Genomic DNA, 17,974 nt, shown 5'->3' with positions numbered 1-17,974 from the left:
GTGGAGCTCAGGCCCGGGTGGCGGTGGCCAGCCAGGCCGCCAGGTCGACCACCGCGCCGTCCTCGACCCCCAGTTCCGCGGCCGCCTCGCCGCGCGCGACGCCCCGGTAGTGGCTCGGCCGGACCTCCTCCAGCCGCCAGCCCGCCCCGAACGCCTCGCGGATCACATGCTCGCCGACGCGCGGCCCGAAGCCGGGCTCGACGTCGGACAACGCCAGCACGTGCACCGCCCCGCCCGCGCGGCACACCCGGTGCAGGCCGCGCACGTAGGCCGCGCGGTCCTCGGGCCCGAACACGTGGAACAGCGCGCTGTCCACCACGGTGTCGAAGCGCGACTCGCCGTCCAGCCGCAGCGCGTCGGCGACCTCGAAGCGGGCCTCGACCTGCTGCCGGGCGGCGTTCTGCCGCGCCAGCTCCACCGCACGCGGTGAGAAGTCGACGCCGAGCACGTCGTAGCCGAGCCGGGTCAGCAGGATGGTGTGCTCGCCCGCCCCGCACCCGGGGTCCAGCACCGCCCCGCGGATGCCACCCGCCCGCTCCAGCTCGACGATCGCCGGTTGCGGCTCGCCGATGACCCACGGCGCCGAGCCCGCCGCGTACGCCTCCTCGAAGGTCGACCGCTCCACCGAAGTCTCCATGCCCACACCTCTCTCTGTCGGTGCCCCCAGCGTGGAACTTCGAGCGGACTGGAGGTCAAGACCCGGACCACGAACGGCGGACGGTCGCCGACAAACCGGCGTGGCCCGCCAGACGTGCGCAAGCGTGCGCATGCGCGGAAGGTGACGTGCGACACCAGTGGGGCTGCTGGGAATTACCTGGGCCGGGCTAACGTTGGTTGATAGCAGCACACTCAAGGAGATGGCGGCGACAGCCAGCAACACCGTCGCGAGGAGGTCAGGAATGGCGACGTTCTTCGGACCGGTCGGCGGACCGTTCGACGAGTACTTCGCGCGCTTCTTCGGCACGGACGACGCCACGCCCAGCTCCCGCCGGATCGACATCACCCAGTTGATGACCGAGCAGGCGCAGCAGCTGGTGGGCGAGGCCGCCCGGTTCGCGCGCGACCGCGGGCAGCACAGCCTGGACGCGCTGCACCTGCTGTGGGCGGCGGCCAAGCAGGCCCCCACCCGCGAGCTGCTGAAGCAGGTCGGCGTCGACACCGACGCCTTCGCGAAACAGGTCGAGCAGCACCTTCCGGCCGCCCAGTCGCCGGTGGAGAACGACGCCGTCACGCTGACCCTCGCGGCGCGCACGGTGCTCGCCGACGCACACCGGGTGGCCCGGGCGCTCGGCTCCACCTACATCGGCCCGCATCACGTGCTGCTGGCGATGTCGGCCAGCCCCGAGTCGGAAACCGGCCGCCTCCTGGGCTCCGCCGGAGCCGGCCCCGAGGCACTGCGCGCGGCCAACCAGCGGCAGCGCACCGAGCAGACCGCGCCGAGCCAGCAGGAGAACAGCGACACCCCGACCCTCGACCAGTACGGCCGCGACCTCACCGCCCGCGCCCGCGCCGGCGAGCTGGACCCGGTGATCGGCCGCGCCGACGAGATCGAGCAGACCGTCGAGATCCTGTCCCGGCGCACCAAGAACAACCCGGTGCTCATCGGCGAGGCGGGCGTCGGCAAGACCGCGGTCGTCGAGGGCCTGGCCCAGCGCATCGCCGCCGGCCAGGTGCCGCAGGTGCTCGCCGACAAGCGGGTGGTCCAGCTGGACCTGTCCGGCATGCTCGCCGGGACCCGCTACCGCGGCGACTTCGAGGAGCGCATGACCAAGGTGATCGACGAGATCGCCGAGCACCGCGACGAGCTGATCGTGTTCGTCGACGAGCTGCACACCGTCGTCGGTGCCGGCGGCGCCGAGGGCGCGATGGACGCGGGCAACATGCTCAAGCCCCGCCTGGCCCGCGGTGAGCTGCACGTGGTCGGCGCGACGACGCTGGACGAGTACCGCAAGCACATCGAGAAGGACTCCGCGCTGGCGCGCCGGTTCCAGCCGGTGCAGGTGCCCGAGCCGAGCGTCGCCGACACCGTCGAGATCCTGCGCGGCCTGCGCGAGCGCTACGAGGAGCACCACCAGGTCCGCTACACCGACGAGGCGGTGCAGGCCGCGGCCCGGCTGTCCGACCAGTACCTCAACGACCGGTTCCTGCCGGACAAGGCGATCGATCTGATCGACCAGGCCGGTGCCCGCAAGCGGCTGTCCGCGCTCGCGCCGGACGTGGAGCAGCTGCGCAGCCGCATCCAGCGGCTGGAGCAGCTGAAGAACGAAGCCGTCGCCCAGGAGGACTACGAGCGGGCCTCGGCGCTGCGCGATGAGATCAACCAGGCTCAGGCCAAGCTCGGCAGCAGCCCGTCCGACGGCAGGCCGGAGATCACCGCCGAGGACATCGCCGAGATCGTCGCCCGCGCCACCGGGGTGCCGGTCAGCCGGCTGACCGCGGCCGAGAAGGTGCGGCTGCAGAACCTGGAGCAGGAGCTGCACCAGCGCGTCGTCGGCCAGGACGACGCGGTGCGGGCGCTGGCCCGCGCGGTGCGCCGTTCCCGCAGCGGGCTCGGCGACCCGAACCGGCCGGTTGGCAGCTTCCTGTTCCTCGGCCCCACCGGGGTCGGCAAGACCGAGCTGGCCAAGGCGCTGGCCGAGTCGCTGTTCGGCGACGAGCAGCGCATGGTGCGGCTGGACATGAGCGAGTTCCAGGAACGGCACACCGCCAGCCGTCTCGTCGGCGCCCCGCCCGGCTACGTCGGGCACGGCGAGGCGGGTGAGCTGACCGAGGCCGTGCGGCGGCACCCGTACTCGGTGGTGCTGCTGGACGAGATCGAGAAGGCCCACCCGGACGTGTTCAACACGCTGCTGCAGGTCCTCGACGACGGCCGGCTGACCGACGGCCAGGGCCGGACCGTGGACTTCAGCAACACGGTGCTGATCATGACCAGCAACCTCGGTTCGGAGATCGTCTCCAGCCCCGGCGGCCGCATCGGGTTCAGCAGCGGGGACGCCGACCCGGCGCTGGACGAGCTGATCATGCCGCGGCTGCGGGAGGCGTTCCGGCCGGAGTTTCTCAACCGCATCAACGAGATCGTGGTCTTCCGGCGGCTCGACGACGAGCAGCTGCGCACGATCACCCGGATGCTGCTCCGGCGCACCGAGCAGCGGTTGCGGGACATGGGGATCGCCGTTGAGTTCGACGACGCGGCGGTCGCCTGGATCGCCGAGCGCGGCTACCGGCCCGAGTTCGGGGCGCGGCCGCTGCGGCGGGCCATCGAGCGCGAGGTCGACGACCGGATCAGCGACCTGATCCTGGACGGTGGGCTCGAGGCGGGGTCGAGGCTGCGGATCGGCACCGCCGACGGCGAGCTGACCTTCCAGGTCGACCACGCGGTCGCGGTCTGAGCGGTGCCACGTGGCCGGGGCGGGCGCACCACGCGCGCGCCCCGGCCGCGTCCTGCAGGAGAATCGCCGACGTGCCCGATCGCATTGCTGTCTACGGAACGCTGCGGGCAGGCGCGGCGGCGTGGCACCTGCTCGCCCCGCACGTCACCGGCCCCGGCGAGGCGACCTGGCTGCCCGGGAAGCTCTACGACACCGGCCACGGCTACCCGGCGTTGAAGCTCGGCGGCGATTCCCGCGTGCCGGTGGAGGTGTTCCGGCTGCGCGACCCGGCCACCGCGTTGCCGCTGCTGGACGAGTACGAGGGTCCCGAGTACGAGCGCCGCAGCGTCCCCCTGGGCGGGCGACCGTGCTGGGTCTACCTCTGGCTCGGCCCGGTCGACGGGATGCGTCCCCTGCACCGCGGCTGGCCGCTGGAGTGACGGGATGCCCGCGGTCGCTGTGCGCCGGTGGACCCGCTGGACCCCACTTTGTGGAAACCCTCCGCGACGGAACCTGAGGCGGTCAGCTCGCGTCAAGCGGGCGGCGGCCGGTGACACGCCACGGTCACGCCTGAGCGCCGGGTCAGGGCAGGACGGACCGGACCGCCTCCGGGGTGCGGGCAACCACGGTGGTGCCGTCGTCGGCGGTGATGATCGGCCGCTGGATCAGTTTCGGGTGCGCCACCATCGCCTCGATCCACTTTCCGCGGGTGGCCTCGTCCCGGTCCCAGTCCTTCAGGCCGAGCTCCTTGGCCACCGGCTCCGCCATCCGCGCGACGTCCCACGGTTCCAGACCGAGGCGGTCTAGCACCTGCGCCAGCTCGTCCGCGGTCGGGGGCTGCTCCAGGTAGCGCCGCACCGTGTACTCGACGCCCGCCTCGTCGAGCATCTCCACCGCCGAACGGCACTTCGAACACGCCGGGTTGACCCAGATCTCCATCGAGAACTCCTTGTCGCAGCGACCGGGTCCCAGGCTAGCGGGACTGCTCCGCGGCGGGGACGATGGACCCTTTCCAGGCAGGTCGATCGTTGCGATACTTGTTCAACGAGGCGGATGACCTTGGAGGTGGCCATGCTGCCCAGGGATGAACGTCGCCGCCTGAAGGAGATCGAGAACCAGCTTATGGGCGAGGATCCGAAGCTCGCCCGCAGGCTGACCGACACCAGCCTGCTCACCCGGGTGCGGGCCCACATGTCGCCGCGGATGCTGCTCGCGCTGGTCGCGATCATCCTCGCGGTGCTGTGCCTGTTCCTCGGCGAGGGTTGGGGTGTGCTCGCCGCGGGCTCGCTGGCCGCGGCCGCCCTCGTCTCGCGGCACTGGCAGATCCGGTTCGACTGACGGCGGCGGGCGCGGACCGCCGCCGTTCCCGGTCCGTGGGAGGGCGCGCCGGGGCGTTGACGCTGCCGCCGCGCCGTTGCGAAGATCCGCACCGTGACCGGACGCGTTGCGTTGACCTGGCGCCTGCACGTCGATCTGCGACGGCAGGCCAGCTCCGCATGTCGTCCCCGTTGATCCTCGTGCGCTGATCCTTTTGGGCTGATCCGCATTGCCGTCCCGCGCCCGCCGCGCGGGTCTGCTTTCGCCTGCCTTCACTCCCTCTTCGAACCTGGAGTAACCGACCGTGCGTCGTCGTGATTTCCTCACTTTGCTGGCCATATCCACCGCGTCAACCGGCCTCCTCAGCGCCTGCGCCAGCGGGTCGCGGGCGCCCGAGCAGGCGCCGGTGCCCGCACCGGTCTCCCCGCAGCAACTGGCGAAGGTGACCCTCCGCGTCGGTGACCAGAAAGGCAACTCCCGTTCCCTGCTGCGCTCCGCGGGCCTCGACGAATTCCCGTACACCGTGCAATGGGCCACCTTCCCGTCCGGGCCACCGCTGCTGGAGGCGGTGTCGGCGGACGCGATCGACCTCGGCGGAGTCGGCAACACGCCGCCGCTGTTCGCCGCCGCGGCCGGCGCCAAGATCCGCGCGGTCGCGGCGTCGAAGGGCAACACCACCAGCGACGCGCTGGTGGTGCGGCCGGATTCGCCGTTGCAGCGCGTCGACGAGCTGCGCGGCCGCAAGATCGCCGTCGCCAAGGGGAGTTCCGCGCACGCCCAGATCCTGCTGACGCTGCGCACGATCAACCTCACGCCCGACGACGTCGAACTCGTCTACCTCCAGCCGTCCGACGCGCTCGGCGCGTTCCGGCAGGGGGCGGTGGACGCCTGGGCCATCTGGGACCCGTACTTCTCCCAGGTGCAGCTGGAGTCGGGTGCCCGGGTGATCGCCGACGGCCGGCACACCGCCAACGGACTGAGCTTCCAGGTCGCCGGGACCGCCGCGCTGGCCGACGCGGGCCGCAACACCGCCATCGCCGACTACCTGGTGCGGCTGGCGCGGGCGCAGCGCTACGCCGACACCCACCGGGAGGAGCGGGCCCAGGCGTGGGCGGCCGACACCGGTCTGCCGATCGAGGTCACCCGCCGCGCCACCGCCGCCGGGCCGGACCTGCCGGTGCCGCTGGATGAAGCAGTGGTCCGCTCCGAGCAGGAGCTGGCGGACGCCTTCGTGGCGGCCCGGGAGATCCCGCGCCGGTTCTCCTTCGCCGAGTTCGTCGACACCAGGTTCGCCGCGCAACTCGCTGCGGTCAGCTGATCCGGAGGAAGCATGAGCATCACCACACACTGGTTCCTGCCCACCCACGGCGACGGACGCTCCATCGTGGACCGTCCACACGTAACAGCGGCTGCGGCCGACACACCGCGACGACCTGACATCGACTACCTCGCGCAGGTGGCGCAGGCCGCCGAGCACGTCGGGTTCACCGGCATGCTGACCCCCACCGGCAGCTGGTGCCAGGACGCCTGGCTCACCACCGCCGCGCTGCTGGCGCGCACCCGCCGGATCAAATTCCTGGTGGCCTTCCGCCCCGGCTCGCTGACCCCGACGCTGGCCGCGCAGCTGGCCGCCACCTACCAGGAGGTGTCCGGGGGTCGGCTGCTGCTCAACATCGTCACCGGCGGGGAGTCGGTGGAGGCGCAGCGCTACGGCGACTGGCTCGACCACGACGAGCGCTACGCGCGCACCGACGAGTTCCTGGCCGTGCTGCGCGGGATCTTCGCGGGCGGGCCGTTCGACTTTGACGGCCGGTACTACCAGGTCCGCGGCGCGACCTCGTTCGCGCGGCCGACCCCGCAGCCGCCGCTGTACTTCGGCGGGTCGTCGGACGCCGCCCTGCCGGTCGCGGCCCGGCGCGCCGACGTGCACCTGACCTGGGGCGAGCCGCCCGGCGCGGTGGCCCGGAAGGTGCAGCGGCTGCGCGAGCTGGCCGCCGAGGAGGGCCGCACGCTGCGCTTCGGGGTGCGCGCCCACGTCATCACCCGCGACTCCAGCGCCGAGGCGTGGGCGACCGCGCAGCGGTTCGTCGACCAGATGGACCCGGCGGACGTGGCGGCGTCCCAGGAGAGGCTGGCGCGGACCGAGTCGACCGGCCAGCGCAGCATGGTCGCCCTGCACGGCGGGCAGCTGACCGGCAACGCCCGCGACCTGGAGGTGCACCCGGGGCTGTGGGCGGGGGTCGGGTTGCTGCGCGGCGGCGCCGGCACGGCCTTCGTCGGCAGCCACAGCGAGGTCGCCGACCTCATCGAGGAGTACCACGCGGTCGGCGTGGAGGAGTTCGTGCTCTCCGGCTACCCGCACCTGGAGGAGGCGTACTGGTTCGGTGAGGGCGTGCACCCGGAACTCGCCCGCCGTGGCCTCCTGGCGCACCCCGAAACCCCGGTCCAGCAGCCGGTCCCGGCCTGATGCTCCCCGGCACGGACACCCCGCGCGCTGCGGGGTGTCCGTGCCGGGCGACGAGTCCCTCCCGGCCCGCACCCCAGCCCGTTCCGGACCACCTGTCCCTTTCGAACCACGTCGTGAGCGGCCGCCGTCCTTTCGCGACCGCGCGGTGCTCGGCGCGTTGTGCCGATCCTGCCAGACCGCCGAGCAGGTCGCCGCTGACCCGCGTCGTGGCGCGCTGCCAGGCCACGTCGAGCTCCACCCGTTGCTCGTAGTCGGCGATCCGGTCGTACTCGGCGAGCAGGAACCGGCGCAGCGTGAAGGCGCGCACCTCGGCGGCGGGCAGCCGTTCGGCCATCAGGTCGGAGAGCAGGAACTTGCGCCGCCGCGCGGTGGAAACCCGGCGGAACGCGGCGTAGCGCATCCGTGCCGAGCGCAGCGCCGCCCACCCGTCGGGTAGCGCGGTCACCAGCAGCAGCGCCGGGATCGCCGCGCGCACCCGATCGACGGTGGCGCCGTCGGTGAACAACGACTCCAGCACGTCATTGCTGGCCAGCAGGCCGGAGGCGGTGAAGAATCCGGCCGGCACGTTCACCACGAGGGCGGCGGCGGTGTCCGCCCGGCTGGCCTGCCAGGCGACGTGCAGGGCACCCCCCGCCAGGTCCGGTAACCGCCGGGCGATCACCCCGAAGTTCGCCGCGAGTATCTCGGCATCGTGGGCCTGCCAGTAGGGCGTGACGAGGTCGGCGGGTTCGGCGGGTGCCAGCACCGCCACCTCATCGACGCGGCCCGGGAGTCGAACGAGTTGTGCCACAACCGCTTCGCCCTGTCACACCGGTGAACTGAGACCAAACACCGGAGTTGTGTAAATGGCCTTTGTTCGTCCATGTGGGCCCAGGTCGCCGAAGCGGCCTGTGGCAACAATTCTTCAGGCTCGCCGGGTGACCCGGCCGCATCGGAAATCCGCGGCGCACGACGCCGATTCTTTGTGCGCTGTGCCCTGAACGTGCCGCCGAACCGGCGGACGAGAAAGCAAGATTCGCATGTCCACTCTCACCCTGGAACCGCGCGACGCGGGCGGGCTGGAGATCGAGGACGTCGCGGTCGCTTCGAGGCCGACCTCAAGGAGGTCCTGCACGGGCCGCAGGCTGCGTGAACACCTGCACGCGAACGGTGTGCAGCACCTGGCCGTGCTGTCCGTCGATCATCTGACCGACAACGCTTTCCCCTTCCCCACGAATTGCAGGAAAAACGGTAATCAGACCGGTCACGGAAAACGGCGGCGGACCGGCCTCGCCGCCGTGCGACCGTTTTCCACCGGTTCGTCGACCGGGGAGCGCGGAACATGGACATAATTGCGACCAAACCGATTCGCGCGTAGGGCAGCGGCTGGAACGGGAAGCAACGCACGCGGGTCGCATAGGTCGCGGTCGACGAAACCTGGGTGAGCGTGCACGAACACGGCATTGCGCTCCCCGTGCAGGGCTGGAAGCTGCGCATCTCCGCCCGGCCGGGCACGCTCGCGGAGACCCTCGACCGCGTGCTGCCGCTGCTGTTGGCCCGGGACTGCGACTTTCTTCGCCGCCACCGGCATCAACCCGATCGGCGCGGACGGGGACCTGGCGCGCAACGTGGAGCGCACCCTGCTCTGCCCCGAGCCGGGAAACGGTGTGGTGCGGCTGCTGCCCGCGCTGCTCAGCCTCGACCCCCGCGGTGCGCACCGAGGCGTTCGCCGAGCTGCGGTCCGGTCGCCTGCGCGCCCTGTCGACCTCCCGGCCGAAGACTCCGATGCTGACAGCGAAACTCCTGTCCTCCATTGTGGACCACTCGGTGGCTCAGTGCCTCCGGGCCGTCGAGCTGATGGCGGCGACGCCGACCGAACCCGGCCGGGGCGAACCGCCCAGGACCAACGTCTACAGCGGCTCGGCCGGGCTCGGGCTGGAACTGCTGCACCACCCGCAGGGCGTGGCGGCCGCGGTGGAGCTGGACATCCACGGCGTCGCCGGCATCGGCGCCGGGCACCTGGTGCTGCACGTCGTCGAACCGGACGCCGTATCGGCGAAGCCCTCATCGACCTGGCCACCGCCACCGGCGACGAGGATTTCTGGCGCGGTGCCGAGGAAATCTTGGTGCACATGCTCGCCCGCAGCGGCGGCGACCTCACGGCCCCGGTGTTCCCGGACAACTCCCTGGAGTCGGCGAGCGGCCCGTGGTCCACGGGAACCGCGGGTGTCCTGTCGTTCCTCCGCCGCCTCCACCGCCGAGGAGGAACCCGCCTCTAAACCGCCGTCTGGACCCCTCCCACGCCGTGATCCCGGAACCCGCCCGCCAGGCAGGTGGAGGGTGCCTCTCGGTGGCGTTCAGCGGTTGGGTTGTTGGGCTGCCGCGTGGTCCAGTGAGACTTCAAGGCGGCTCAGCAGGTCCGCCAGGCGCTCCTGCTCGGTGGCGGTCAGGCCGCTGAGCATGCGGCGCTCGTTGGCGAAGTGCACCGCGCTGACCTCGTCGGTGAAGGCGATGCCCTTCGCGGTGAGCTGGACGTGCACGGTACGCCGGTCGTTGGGATCGCGATCCCGGCGCACCAGCCCCGCCGCCTCCAGCTTGTCGACGCGCTGCGTGATCCCCCCGGTGGTCACCAGCGCGGCGTCGGCGAGCTCCCCGGCGGTGCGCCGGTAGGGACTGCCCGCCCGGCGCAGCGACGCCAGGATGCTGAACCCCGCCATGGTCAGATCGAAGGAGTGGAGGATCCGGTTCAGCTGGTCATGGTAGCCGCGGAAGGCGCGATGCAGGCGGCCGAACACGGCCATCGCCGAGGCATCGACGTCCGGAACCTCCCGCTGCCACTCCTCCAACATGAAGTCGACCGCGTCCGGACGAAACCGGTTGCGTCGCGCCACTGTCACGTCACCCCGCAATTGCGCGGAACAGGCGAGTTGAGAATAGCAGCGCCCAGCAATCGCGCCGGTCAGCGGCGGCCACCGGGCCGACCACCGGCCGGTCGCTGCTGCGGACGCGGGGCCTGCCGGGTCGGGGCGGCGGTACGGCGCGGCGGGTTGGCACCGCGCTGCTGCGGAGGATTGGCCGCCCGCTGGATGTTCGGGTTGCGCTGGGCATGGGGATTGCGCTGGGCGTTGGGGTTCCGCTGTGCGGTGCGCTGAGGTCCGGACGCGCGGGGCATGGCCGCGCGCTCCGCCGGACGCTGCTGCGACCGCCGCGACGGGGTGCGCGGGGCTGGTTCGAAGTCGAGGTCAAGATCGTCGTCATCACGACGGCGGGCGGGCCGGCGACCGGCCGCACCGCGCCTCTTGCGGCTGTTCACCCAGAGGTCGAAGCCCAGCAGCAGCAGACCGCCCACCGCAAGGATCGCCGCCAGCTCCGGGACGCCAACGATCAGCACCACCACCGCGAGCAGCAGCAGCGGCACCACGGGTAACCAAACGAAGGGATCGATCCGCTTCAGGATCGCGGAAGCCCCTGCGGCGGAACCGTCACGGTCCGCGTCACGTGCCATCGAAACTCTCGCTTCCCAATCGTCGCCCGGCCGGAAAAGTCTACCGGAGCCCGGTCGGCGCCAGCCCGAGCCGCATGCTCCCACAGCGGCTCACCGACCGGGCCATCGACTCCACTCCGCCGCGGTCATACCGTGCTGCGCAGCCGGCAACGGGACCATCGTGGACCCGGCGCCGGCGCGCCAACGTGGTCCTCCCCCGACCCCACCGAGGGCACCGACTTCTTACGCGGCGGCGACTTCCCACCATAACCGAGTTCGAACAGGCGTTCCCATTCGAAACACTGGCGAACAGTTATCCGAGGTGTCCATTGCGGACCGGATACCATTACGCAAACGAGCACAGAAGAGACCTTCGATTACGAATTGATCTCGGCTGCGGAACAAGGAGTTTTCCCTAACTCTGCGCAACCGAACCGGGCTCCAATTGGGCCCATCGAGTTGTTCAAGATCACCCCCATGGACCTGGCCTGCCCCAAAACCACGTATTATTGTGACCGCCCGTCACACCAGACACGGTTGTTGTAGCCTGGAAACACACGGATCGGGGTTTCAATGCGTTTTGTCGGGGCCACGCTGGGCGAGTTGACGGGAACACAGTTAAAGAACCTCTGCGAAGTCGTCGGCATCGACGAATCCGCCGCGCTGCGACTACTCTCCGATGTTCTCGGACCGGCCGCCCAGCGCCCGTTGTCCGAACCACCGATCTACCCGTCCGATGTCGCCGACGACGCCACGCCCGTCGAGTACTCGCTGCAGTTCCAGGACGACGGGTCGCGACGCCTCCGGATCCTCGCCGAAGCGCTGCCGGCCCATCCCGGTCCGGCCGCGAACCTGGCTGCCGCCCGGCAGCTGGTCGATGCGCTGGCCGACCGCTACCACCTTGCCCTGGACCGGCTGCGCTCGGTGCAGGACCTGTTCTCCCCGGACGAACCGCAGGGCAAGTTCTCCTGGTGGTTCTCGTTCATCTTCGACGCCTCCGGCGCGCCGAAGTTCAAGGTGTACTTCAACCCCCACGTGCGCGGTGCCGACGCCGCACCGCGGCTTGTCAAAAAGGCGTTCGACCGCCTGGGCATGGCTGGTGCCCACGAGACCGTGCACAGGTACGCGCTGCGCCGCGACGGGCTCGACGACCCGGTCTTCTTCGCACTCGACCTCGACGACAGCCCGCACGCCCGCGTCAAGCTGTACGTCAGCCAGCGCGACGCGCGGCCGTCCGACGCCCAGGCCGCCGCGGACGCCGTGCCCGGCATCGACCCCGCGCTGGTGCGCGAGTTCTGCGCCCAGCTGGCGCCGGACACCGAGGTCTTCACCGGCCGACCGCTGGTGTCCAGCTACTCGTTCGTCGCCGACGACGTGGACAAGCCCAGCAACTACAGCCTCTACCTGCCGATCCGCGACTACGTGCCGAACGACGCGGTGGCCCGCGAGCGGATCGGCGGATACCTGCCGCAGGTCGGCGTCGACCCCGCCGTGCTCGACCGGGCCATCGGCGCGCTCACCGACCGCCCGCTGGCCGCCCGCGCCGGTCTGCTCGCCCATATCTCGCTGCGGCTGAGCCCGAACCGCATCGGCACCACCGTCTACCTCTCCTCCGAGGCGTACGGGGGAACGCCTGCCGGGGAGCGGTAAGCACACCTCGTCGGCCGCGGCACTCCGCGGCCGACGAACAGACCAGCAACGTCACAGGGAGAAACGTTAGATGCCGCATCTCCGGCCCTTCGTCGCCGCCGTCGTGCGACCCATCCCGATCACCACGCGGGAGCAGCGGATCGCCGAACTCGACCGCGCCGGGCACAACCCGTTCAACCTACCCGCCGACAAGGTCAGCATCGACCTGTTGTCCGACTCCGGCACCGGCGCCGTCTCCGTCGACCAGCAGGCATGGGCACAGCGCGCCGACGAGCGGTACGCGGGTGCGGAGTCCTTCTACCGGTTCCGCGACGCGGTGCGCGACATCGTGCCGTACCGACACATCCTGCCGGTGCACCAGGGACGGGCCGCCGAGCGGGTGCTGTTCAGCGCCCTGCTCGGCCCGGGCCGGATCAGCCTCAGCAACACCCACTTCGACACCACACGCGCCAATGTGGAGCGACTCGGCGCGGAGGCCCGGGACCTGCCCTGCCGGGAGGCCGCCGATCTGGACAGTGCCGAGCCGTTCAAGGGCAATATCGACGTCGACGCGGTCCGGGAGGTCCTGTCCGGACCGGACGGCTCGCGGGTCGGCCAGATCCTAATCACCATCACCAACAACGGCGGTGGTGGGCAGCCGGTGTCGATGGCCAACCTGGAGGCGGTCAGCGCGGTGGCCCGCGCGCACGGCGTGCCGCTGATCCTCGACGCCGCCCGTTTCGCCGAGAACGCCTGGCTGGTCACCCGGCGCGAACCCGGCTATCAGGACTGGACCCCGCGCGAGGTGGCGCGGCGCGCGTTCGAGCTCGCCGACGGCGCGATCGCCAGTCTCAAGAAGGACGGCCTGTCGCCGGAAGGGGCGTTCATCGGCGTGCACGACACGGACCTGGCCGACCGCTGCGAGGTCGACGTCATCGCCACCGAGGGCTTCCGCACCTACGGTGGTCTCACCGGGCACACCATGGAGCAACTCGCGCAGGGTCTGCGGGAGGTGCTGGACCCGCACTACCTGGAGGACCGGGAGCGCGAGGCGGCGTTTCTGGCCCAGCGCGCCCAGGAAGCCGGGGTCGACACGGTGCGTCCGGCCGGGCTGCACGCCATCTACCTCAACGCCGGGCGGGTGCTGCCGCACCTGCAGCCGCGGCACTTCCCCGGTCACGCGCTGGCCTGCGCCCTGTACCGGGAGGGCGGCATCCGCTGTGCCGAGCTGGGGTCGCTGTACCTCGGGACGTTCGACGCGCAGAACGAGCTGGTCACCCCGGCGCCGTTCGAGCTGGTCCGGCTCGCCTTGCCGCGCCGCGTCTACGACCACAGCCACCTGGAGTACGTCGCGGAAATCCTGGCCGGCATCGCCAAGAATCCCGAACGCGTGCCGGGTTACCGCCTCACCCACGCGCCCGGAGTCCTGCGGCACTTCCGCTGCCGCACCGAACCGATCGCGGTGTAACGGGTTTCCGCGGAAACCGGAAGGGGGCGTGACCGCCGAAGTGGTCACGCCCCCTTGTCCTTGGCGCTGGCAGCCGGACTAGGGCGTACGGTCGATCGCGTGCCGCACCAAGGTGATCAGGGTGTTCTTGGCCAGCTCCCGATCCCGCGCGTCGCAGATGACGATCGGCACCTCCTGCGGGATCACCAGCGCCTCGCGAACCTCCTCGGGCTCGTAGTGGTACGCGTCGTCGAAGATGTTGACGGCCACCACGAACGGGATGCCGCGGCGCTCGAAGAAGTCGACGGAGGCGAACGCGTCCTCCAACTTCCGCGTGTCAACCAGTACCACGGCCCCGACGGCGCCCAGCGCCAGGTCGTTCCACAACGGCCAGAACCGGTTCTGGCCCGGCGCGCCGAACAGGTACAACACGATCTCGTCAGAGATGGTGATGCGACCGAAGTCCAGCGCGACCGTGGTGGTCTCCTTGCGCTCGACGCCGGTGAGGTCGTCGACGCCTTCACTGGCGACGGTCATCTCCTCCTCGGTGGTCAGCGGAGGAATCTCGCTGACCGCGCCGACGAGCGTTGTCTTGCCGACGCCGAAACCACCGGCGACCACCAGCTTCACCGGGATCGGCGCCGCGTTCTGGTCACCGCCCGGCGCGTCGATGCGGCCCTGGGCTGTTCTGCGGGAACGGCCCTCGGCCAGGCTAGAGTCTGCAAAGCCCACGGTACACCTGCTCCAAGATTTCTCGGCTGACTTCTGTACGAGGCGAGCGCACGAAGACGGCGCCATGGTCGAGCAGGTCACTGCACAGGACCCGGACCACGCCCAGCGGCTGGGTCAGGATGACGGCGAGCTCCGCCAGCGAAACCGGACGCATGCAGGCATCCAGGATCATCCGGTGCTCGGGCGTCAGCTCCAACCGCGGTGTCTCCGGACGGGGCTCGACGGTGACCACCTGGGCGGCCGTATCGAGGCGGCTGTGCTTGCCGGGAGTGCGACCACGCGTGATCGTGTACGGGCGGACTATCGGGCCCGCTTCATCGTCATACCACGCCTCGTCCACGGTCAGGTCCTGTCCGCCGCCACACCGCGCGGTTCACGTGGAGCCGCCGACAGGAACGTCCCGACCCGCGTGATCAGCCGCCCCATCTCGTAGGCCACCAGCTCGATGTCGGCCTCCGAGGCGCTCAGCACGGCCAGACAGGCACCGCTGCCAGCGGCGGAGACGAACAGGAAGCCCCGCTCCATCTCGACGTGCGTCTGCGCGACCTGGCCGCGGCCGAAGTCCTTGCTGACGCCCTTGCCGATGCTGCGCATGCTTGACGAAGCAGCCGCCAGCTTGTCGGCGGAGTCGCGGTCCAGACCGGCGGACTTGGCGATCACGAGGCCGTCGTTGGACAGCACCACGGCGTGGTCGGCACCGTGCACTCCCTGCACGAAGTCGTCCAGCAACCAACTCAGTTTCGAAGCTGTCTCGGTCATGCCCACCTCACACACTTGCTTGTCATCAGGTCACGAGCGGTTGGGCTCGTCGCCGAAGCCACCGCGGAACGCCCGCCGGAAGCCCGCCAACCGGCTCGGAGAGGCCACGACGGCCTGTTCCTCCTGCTCCGGATCGTCGCGCAGTCCCTCCGCGAGGTGGGTCTGCGGGACCCGCTTCGGCAACGGCGGACGCCCGCTCGAAGGCCGTCGTCGTGCCGACGGGGGCGTCGGCGATGGAGCCGGGGTCGGGTCGGGTCGTGGCACCGGTTCGAACTGCGCCGTCTGCGAACCGGGGTTCGGTTCGGCCATCGGCCACTCGTACGTGGTCTCGACCGGCTTCGGCGCCGGCGGGGTGGGCTGGTCGGTCATGACCCCATTCCAGCTCAACTCCCGCGGCCGCGGCACCACCGTCGGCTCCTCGAGTTGGTGTTTGCCGCCACTGCTGGCCGGGGTGGCGCCGGTCTTCCCGGCGCGAGAACCGGCGCCGTTGCTGGTGGTGGCCGCCGTGTCGTGCTCCAGGATCCGGTCCGGCAGCAGCACCGTGGCTCGGGTACCGCCGTAGGCGGAGACACCGAACTCCACGGAGATGTCGCGGCGGTGCGCCAGCCGCGCCGCGGTGAACAGGCCCAGCTGCTCGGCCTTGTTGTTTTCCAGAACCAGCCGGTCGAACTCCGGCGGTTCGGACATCATCGCGTTGGCCCGGTCACGAGTCGCCTGGTCCATGCCCAAACCCTGGTCGGCGATGTCGATGGCGACGCCGCGCGCCACCGCGGTGGCATCGACGTGGACCTGCGTGTTCGGCGGGGAGAACGCCGTGGCGTTGTCGATCAGCTCGGAGATCAGGTGAATCGTGTCACCGACCGCGGAGCCGTTGACCATCACCTCGGGGACGTGCCCGATGACCACGCGGGAGTACTGGTCGATCTCGGAGATCGACGAACGCAGCACGTCCATCAGCGGCACCGGTCGGCTCCACCGGCGGCCCGGCTGCTGATCACCGAGCACCAGCAGGTTCTCCACCGTGCGCCGGGCGCGGGTGGTGGAATTGTCCAGTTCGAACAGCTTGGCCAGCTGGCTGGAGTTCTCCTCGTTCTTCTCCAGCTGGTCGATCGTGCCGTGCATGTGCCGCAGCAGCCGCTGGATGCGGTGCGCCATACCGACGAACACCACGCGGGCGCCCTGCCGGGCGCGGGTCTCGCCGACGGCCGCCTCCACGGCCTCCTGCTGGAACACCCGGATGGCCTGCGCCACCTCGCCGACCTCGTCGTCCCCGTAATGTTCCAGCGCGACCATCTCGGACTTGACGTCGACGGTCTCGCCTTCGCGCAGCCGCCGAACCACGTCGGGCAGCTTCTGCGCCATCGCCAGCGATTCGGTCCGCAGGCCCTGCAGCCGGGTGAGCAGGGCCTCGTCGACCACCGTGCGGTAGACGCGGCGGGCGAAGATGAAGGACACGACCGCGACGGCGAGGGCGACCAGGCTGCCCCACACCACCGTCCACAATGCGTCGTTACCGCTGCGGACACCGTTCGCGGACACCTCGTCGGCCTGGGCGGACACCAGCCCGGACATGTTGGAGACGACGTCGTTGGTGATCCGCCGCCAATCCTCCAACTGGACCGGGAGCGGGTCGCTGCGGTCGAAGGAGCCGTTGGAGATGATGGTGTTCTCCACCGCGACCAGCTGCTGCCAGGACGGGCTGGCCAGCATCAGCTCGTACTGCTGGCGCACGCTGGGCACCAGGTTGGGGGCGTTGTGCTGCAGTGTCGTGCGCTGCGCCTCGATGTAGTGCACGACCTGCCGGTGCTGGTCGGGCGTCATCTGCCCGGCGGCCAGCGCGGCACCAACCAGCGACGCCTCGCGGGAGAACATGTCGGAGGCCCGGAACGTCTCGGTCGCCACGAGGGCGCCCTGCAGCGTCTCCGGGTTAAGGGTGATCCGCGACTGCACGTCGAACAGCTGCGTCGCGGCATCAAACAGGCCGTCAAAGAACTGGTTGATCTCGCCCACCGAGACCTGCCCGGCCGCCACCCGGGAACGCATGTCGTTGAGCCGGTTGAGGTAGCCGGTGAGGTCGGCCATCGGACGCCGGACCTCCTCCGGCGCCGACTCGATCAGCGGACCGACGGTGGCGTTCATCTCGGCGAGCGCCTGGTCGGTGCGGCGCTGCTGGGCGATGAGCTCGGCCGAGCCGAGTCCCGGCTGGCTGACGACTTCCAGGCTACGCAGCCGTTCCCGCTGCACCTGGTCGAGCGCGCTCACGGCGGGCAGCGACATCTGCCGCACGCTGGCCGCGATCTGCTGGGTGTAGAGGGCGTCGTAGGCGAACAGGGCGCACCCCACGACCCACAGGACACCGACGACGACCCAGGGGATGACCACGGCCCAGGTCAGCCGTGACCGGATCGAGTTGTTCGTACCTCTGCCCCGGCGTCTTCTGTGCTGTCCAGGGGGCGCTAAGGACTCGTCTTGGGTAGTCACTTCTACGCACTTTCCATCGTGTGTTCTGGCCCGCTCGGGGACGGGCCGCCCGGCACGTCGTGCGGACGCATGTCAGGATGCAGCGCCCGATGCGCGTGGAGGACGCAGGTGCGCTGCCGACAGGCATCTCGATTCGATTGATGCGGAAGACCTCTCCTTTCAGCACTGCAGCCCGACCGTGGTGCCGGCACTCCCGCTTTCCGACACGTCCGCGTGTCCCCCTGATGCGAACGCACTGTAGCGGATCAAGATCGCCCATTAGTGATCGGAGTCGGACGTCCGAGGCGTTACCGGCCGCGGACGCGCGCGGC

General features: G+C 70.6%; 19 protein-coding genes. 11 read left to right on the top strand and 8 right to left on the bottom strand.

What is annotated here, in order from left to right; translation table 11 throughout:
• Positions 1 to 7: 7 nt before the first annotated feature.
• Positions 8 to 637 (bottom strand): class I SAM-dependent methyltransferase, encoded by a 630-nt coding sequence (locus IEY17_RS13145; RefSeq protein ID WP_188987649.1) that lies wholly within the window; start codon positions 635 to 637, stop codon positions 8 to 10.
• A gap of 262 nt (positions 638 to 899) precedes the next feature.
• Between IEY17_RS13145 and IEY17_RS13140 the strand changes: the two genes are divergently transcribed.
• Both IEY17_RS13140 and IEY17_RS13135 read left to right on the top strand, forming a co-directional pair.
• Positions 900 to 3,389, top strand: coding sequence for an ATP-dependent Clp protease ATP-binding subunit (locus IEY17_RS13140; RefSeq protein ID WP_188987648.1), 2,490 nt, complete (start codon positions 900 to 902; stop codon positions 3,387 to 3,389).
• A 71-nt stretch (positions 3,390 to 3,460) separates the two neighbouring features.
• Positions 3,461 to 3,808, top strand: a complete 348-nt coding sequence (locus tag IEY17_RS13135; protein WP_188987647.1) for a gamma-glutamylcyclotransferase family protein — start codon at positions 3,461 to 3,463, stop codon at positions 3,806 to 3,808.
• Positions 3,809 to 3,950: 142 nt separating this feature from the next.
• Here IEY17_RS13135 and IEY17_RS13130 read toward each other — a convergent pair whose 3' ends face one another.
• Complete coding sequence (locus IEY17_RS13130) at positions 3,951 to 4,307, bottom strand: arsenate reductase family protein (protein ID WP_188987646.1); 357 nt, start codon at positions 4,305 to 4,307, stop codon at positions 3,951 to 3,953.
• A gap of 114 nt (positions 4,308 to 4,421) precedes the next feature.
• Here IEY17_RS13130 and IEY17_RS13125 point away from each other — a divergent pair, with 114 nt between their 5' ends.
• The 7 genes from IEY17_RS13125 (at position 4,422) to IEY17_RS13100 (ending at position 9,410) form a co-directional block, all read left to right on the top strand.
• On the top strand, positions 4,422 to 4,706 hold the full coding sequence (locus tag IEY17_RS13125; protein WP_229680115.1) for a DUF3040 domain-containing protein: 285 nt from the start codon (positions 4,422 to 4,424) through the stop codon (positions 4,704 to 4,706).
• A gap of 93 nt (positions 4,707 to 4,799) precedes the next feature.
• Positions 4,800 to 4,880: a putative leader peptide gene (locus IEY17_RS26085; protein ID WP_373289879.1), complete on the top strand. Its 81-nt coding sequence runs from the start codon at positions 4,800 to 4,802 to the stop codon at positions 4,878 to 4,880.
• 211 nt (positions 4,881 to 5,091) lie between these two features.
• Positions 5,092 to 6,003, top strand: a complete 912-nt coding sequence (locus tag IEY17_RS13120) for an ABC transporter substrate-binding protein (RefSeq protein ID WP_229680114.1) — start codon at positions 5,092 to 5,094, stop codon at positions 6,001 to 6,003.
• A gap of 12 nt (positions 6,004 to 6,015) precedes the next feature.
• Positions 6,016 to 7,152 carry an LLM class flavin-dependent oxidoreductase gene (locus IEY17_RS13115; protein ID WP_188987645.1) on the top strand — a complete coding sequence of 379 codons (1,137 nt, stop codon included), beginning with the start codon at positions 6,016 to 6,018 and terminating at the stop codon, positions 7,150 to 7,152.
• Between the two features lie 1,019 nt (positions 7,153 to 8,171).
• Positions 8,172 to 8,483, top strand: coding sequence for a hypothetical protein (locus IEY17_RS25395; protein ID WP_229680113.1), 312 nt, complete (start codon positions 8,172 to 8,174; stop codon positions 8,481 to 8,483).
• Positions 8,484 to 8,572: 89 nt separating this feature from the next.
• Entirely contained in the window at positions 8,573 to 8,923 is a 351-nt protein-coding gene (locus IEY17_RS26215; protein WP_483407259.1) for a class III lanthionine synthetase LanKC N-terminal domain-containing protein, read from the top strand.
• A gap of 334 nt (positions 8,924 to 9,257) precedes the next feature.
• Positions 9,258 to 9,410 carry a hypothetical protein gene (locus tag IEY17_RS13100; protein WP_188987644.1) on the top strand — a complete coding sequence of 51 codons (153 nt, stop codon included), beginning with the start codon at positions 9,258 to 9,260 and terminating at the stop codon, positions 9,408 to 9,410.
• A gap of 78 nt (positions 9,411 to 9,488) precedes the next feature.
• Here IEY17_RS13100 and IEY17_RS13095 read toward each other — a convergent pair whose 3' ends face one another.
• On the bottom strand, positions 9,489 to 10,028 hold the full coding sequence (locus IEY17_RS13095) for a MarR family winged helix-turn-helix transcriptional regulator (RefSeq protein WP_229680112.1): 540 nt from the start codon (positions 10,026 to 10,028) through the stop codon (positions 9,489 to 9,491).
• A gap of 62 nt (positions 10,029 to 10,090) precedes the next feature.
• Complete coding sequence (locus tag IEY17_RS13090) at positions 10,091 to 10,636, bottom strand: hypothetical protein (protein ID WP_188987643.1); 546 nt, start codon at positions 10,634 to 10,636, stop codon at positions 10,091 to 10,093.
• A gap of 582 nt (positions 10,637 to 11,218) precedes the next feature.
• Here IEY17_RS13090 and IEY17_RS13085 point away from each other — a divergent pair.
• Together IEY17_RS13085 and IEY17_RS13080 are read left to right on the top strand one after the other, a co-directional pair.
• The gene (locus tag IEY17_RS13085; RefSeq protein ID WP_229680111.1) at positions 11,219 to 12,265 is read left to right on the top strand and encodes a tryptophan dimethylallyltransferase family protein; all 1,047 of its coding nucleotides are present in this window, start codon (positions 11,219 to 11,221) and stop codon (positions 12,263 to 12,265) included.
• A gap of 70 nt (positions 12,266 to 12,335) precedes the next feature.
• A complete protein-coding gene (locus IEY17_RS13080) occupies positions 12,336 to 13,712 on the top strand; it encodes a tryptophanase (RefSeq protein WP_188987641.1) in 1,377 nt (458 codons plus the stop codon).
• Between the two features lie 78 nt (positions 13,713 to 13,790).
• Here IEY17_RS13080 and IEY17_RS13075 read toward each other — a convergent pair whose 3' ends face one another.
• The 4 genes from IEY17_RS13075 to IEY17_RS13060 are packed head-to-tail and all read right to left on the bottom strand — an operon-like array spanning position 13,791 to position 17,564.
• The gene (locus IEY17_RS13075) at positions 13,791 to 14,363 is read right to left on the bottom strand and encodes a GTP-binding protein (protein WP_229680135.1); all 573 of its coding nucleotides are present in this window, start codon (positions 14,361 to 14,363) and stop codon (positions 13,791 to 13,793) included.
• Positions 14,364 to 14,403: 40 nt separating this feature from the next.
• Positions 14,404 to 14,763 carry a DUF742 domain-containing protein gene (locus IEY17_RS13070; RefSeq protein ID WP_188987639.1) on the bottom strand — a complete coding sequence of 120 codons (360 nt, stop codon included), beginning with the start codon at positions 14,761 to 14,763 and terminating at the stop codon, positions 14,404 to 14,406.
• Between the two features lie 2 nt (positions 14,764 to 14,765).
• Positions 14,766 to 15,182: a roadblock/LC7 domain-containing protein gene (locus IEY17_RS13065; RefSeq protein ID WP_188987638.1), complete on the bottom strand. Its 417-nt coding sequence runs from the start codon at positions 15,180 to 15,182 to the stop codon at positions 14,766 to 14,768.
• Positions 15,183 to 15,212: 30 nt separating this feature from the next.
• Positions 15,213 to 17,564, bottom strand: coding sequence for a sensor histidine kinase (locus IEY17_RS13060; RefSeq protein WP_188987637.1), 2,352 nt, complete (start codon positions 17,562 to 17,564; stop codon positions 15,213 to 15,215).
• Positions 17,565 to 17,974 lie beyond the last annotated feature (410 nt).

The organism is Saccharopolyspora thermophila (assembly GCF_014646075.1).
GTDB classification, from domain to species: domain Bacteria; phylum Actinomycetota; class Actinomycetes; order Mycobacteriales; family Pseudonocardiaceae; genus Saccharopolyspora; species Saccharopolyspora thermophila.
This window is presented reverse-complemented; position numbering and strand designations above follow the sequence as displayed.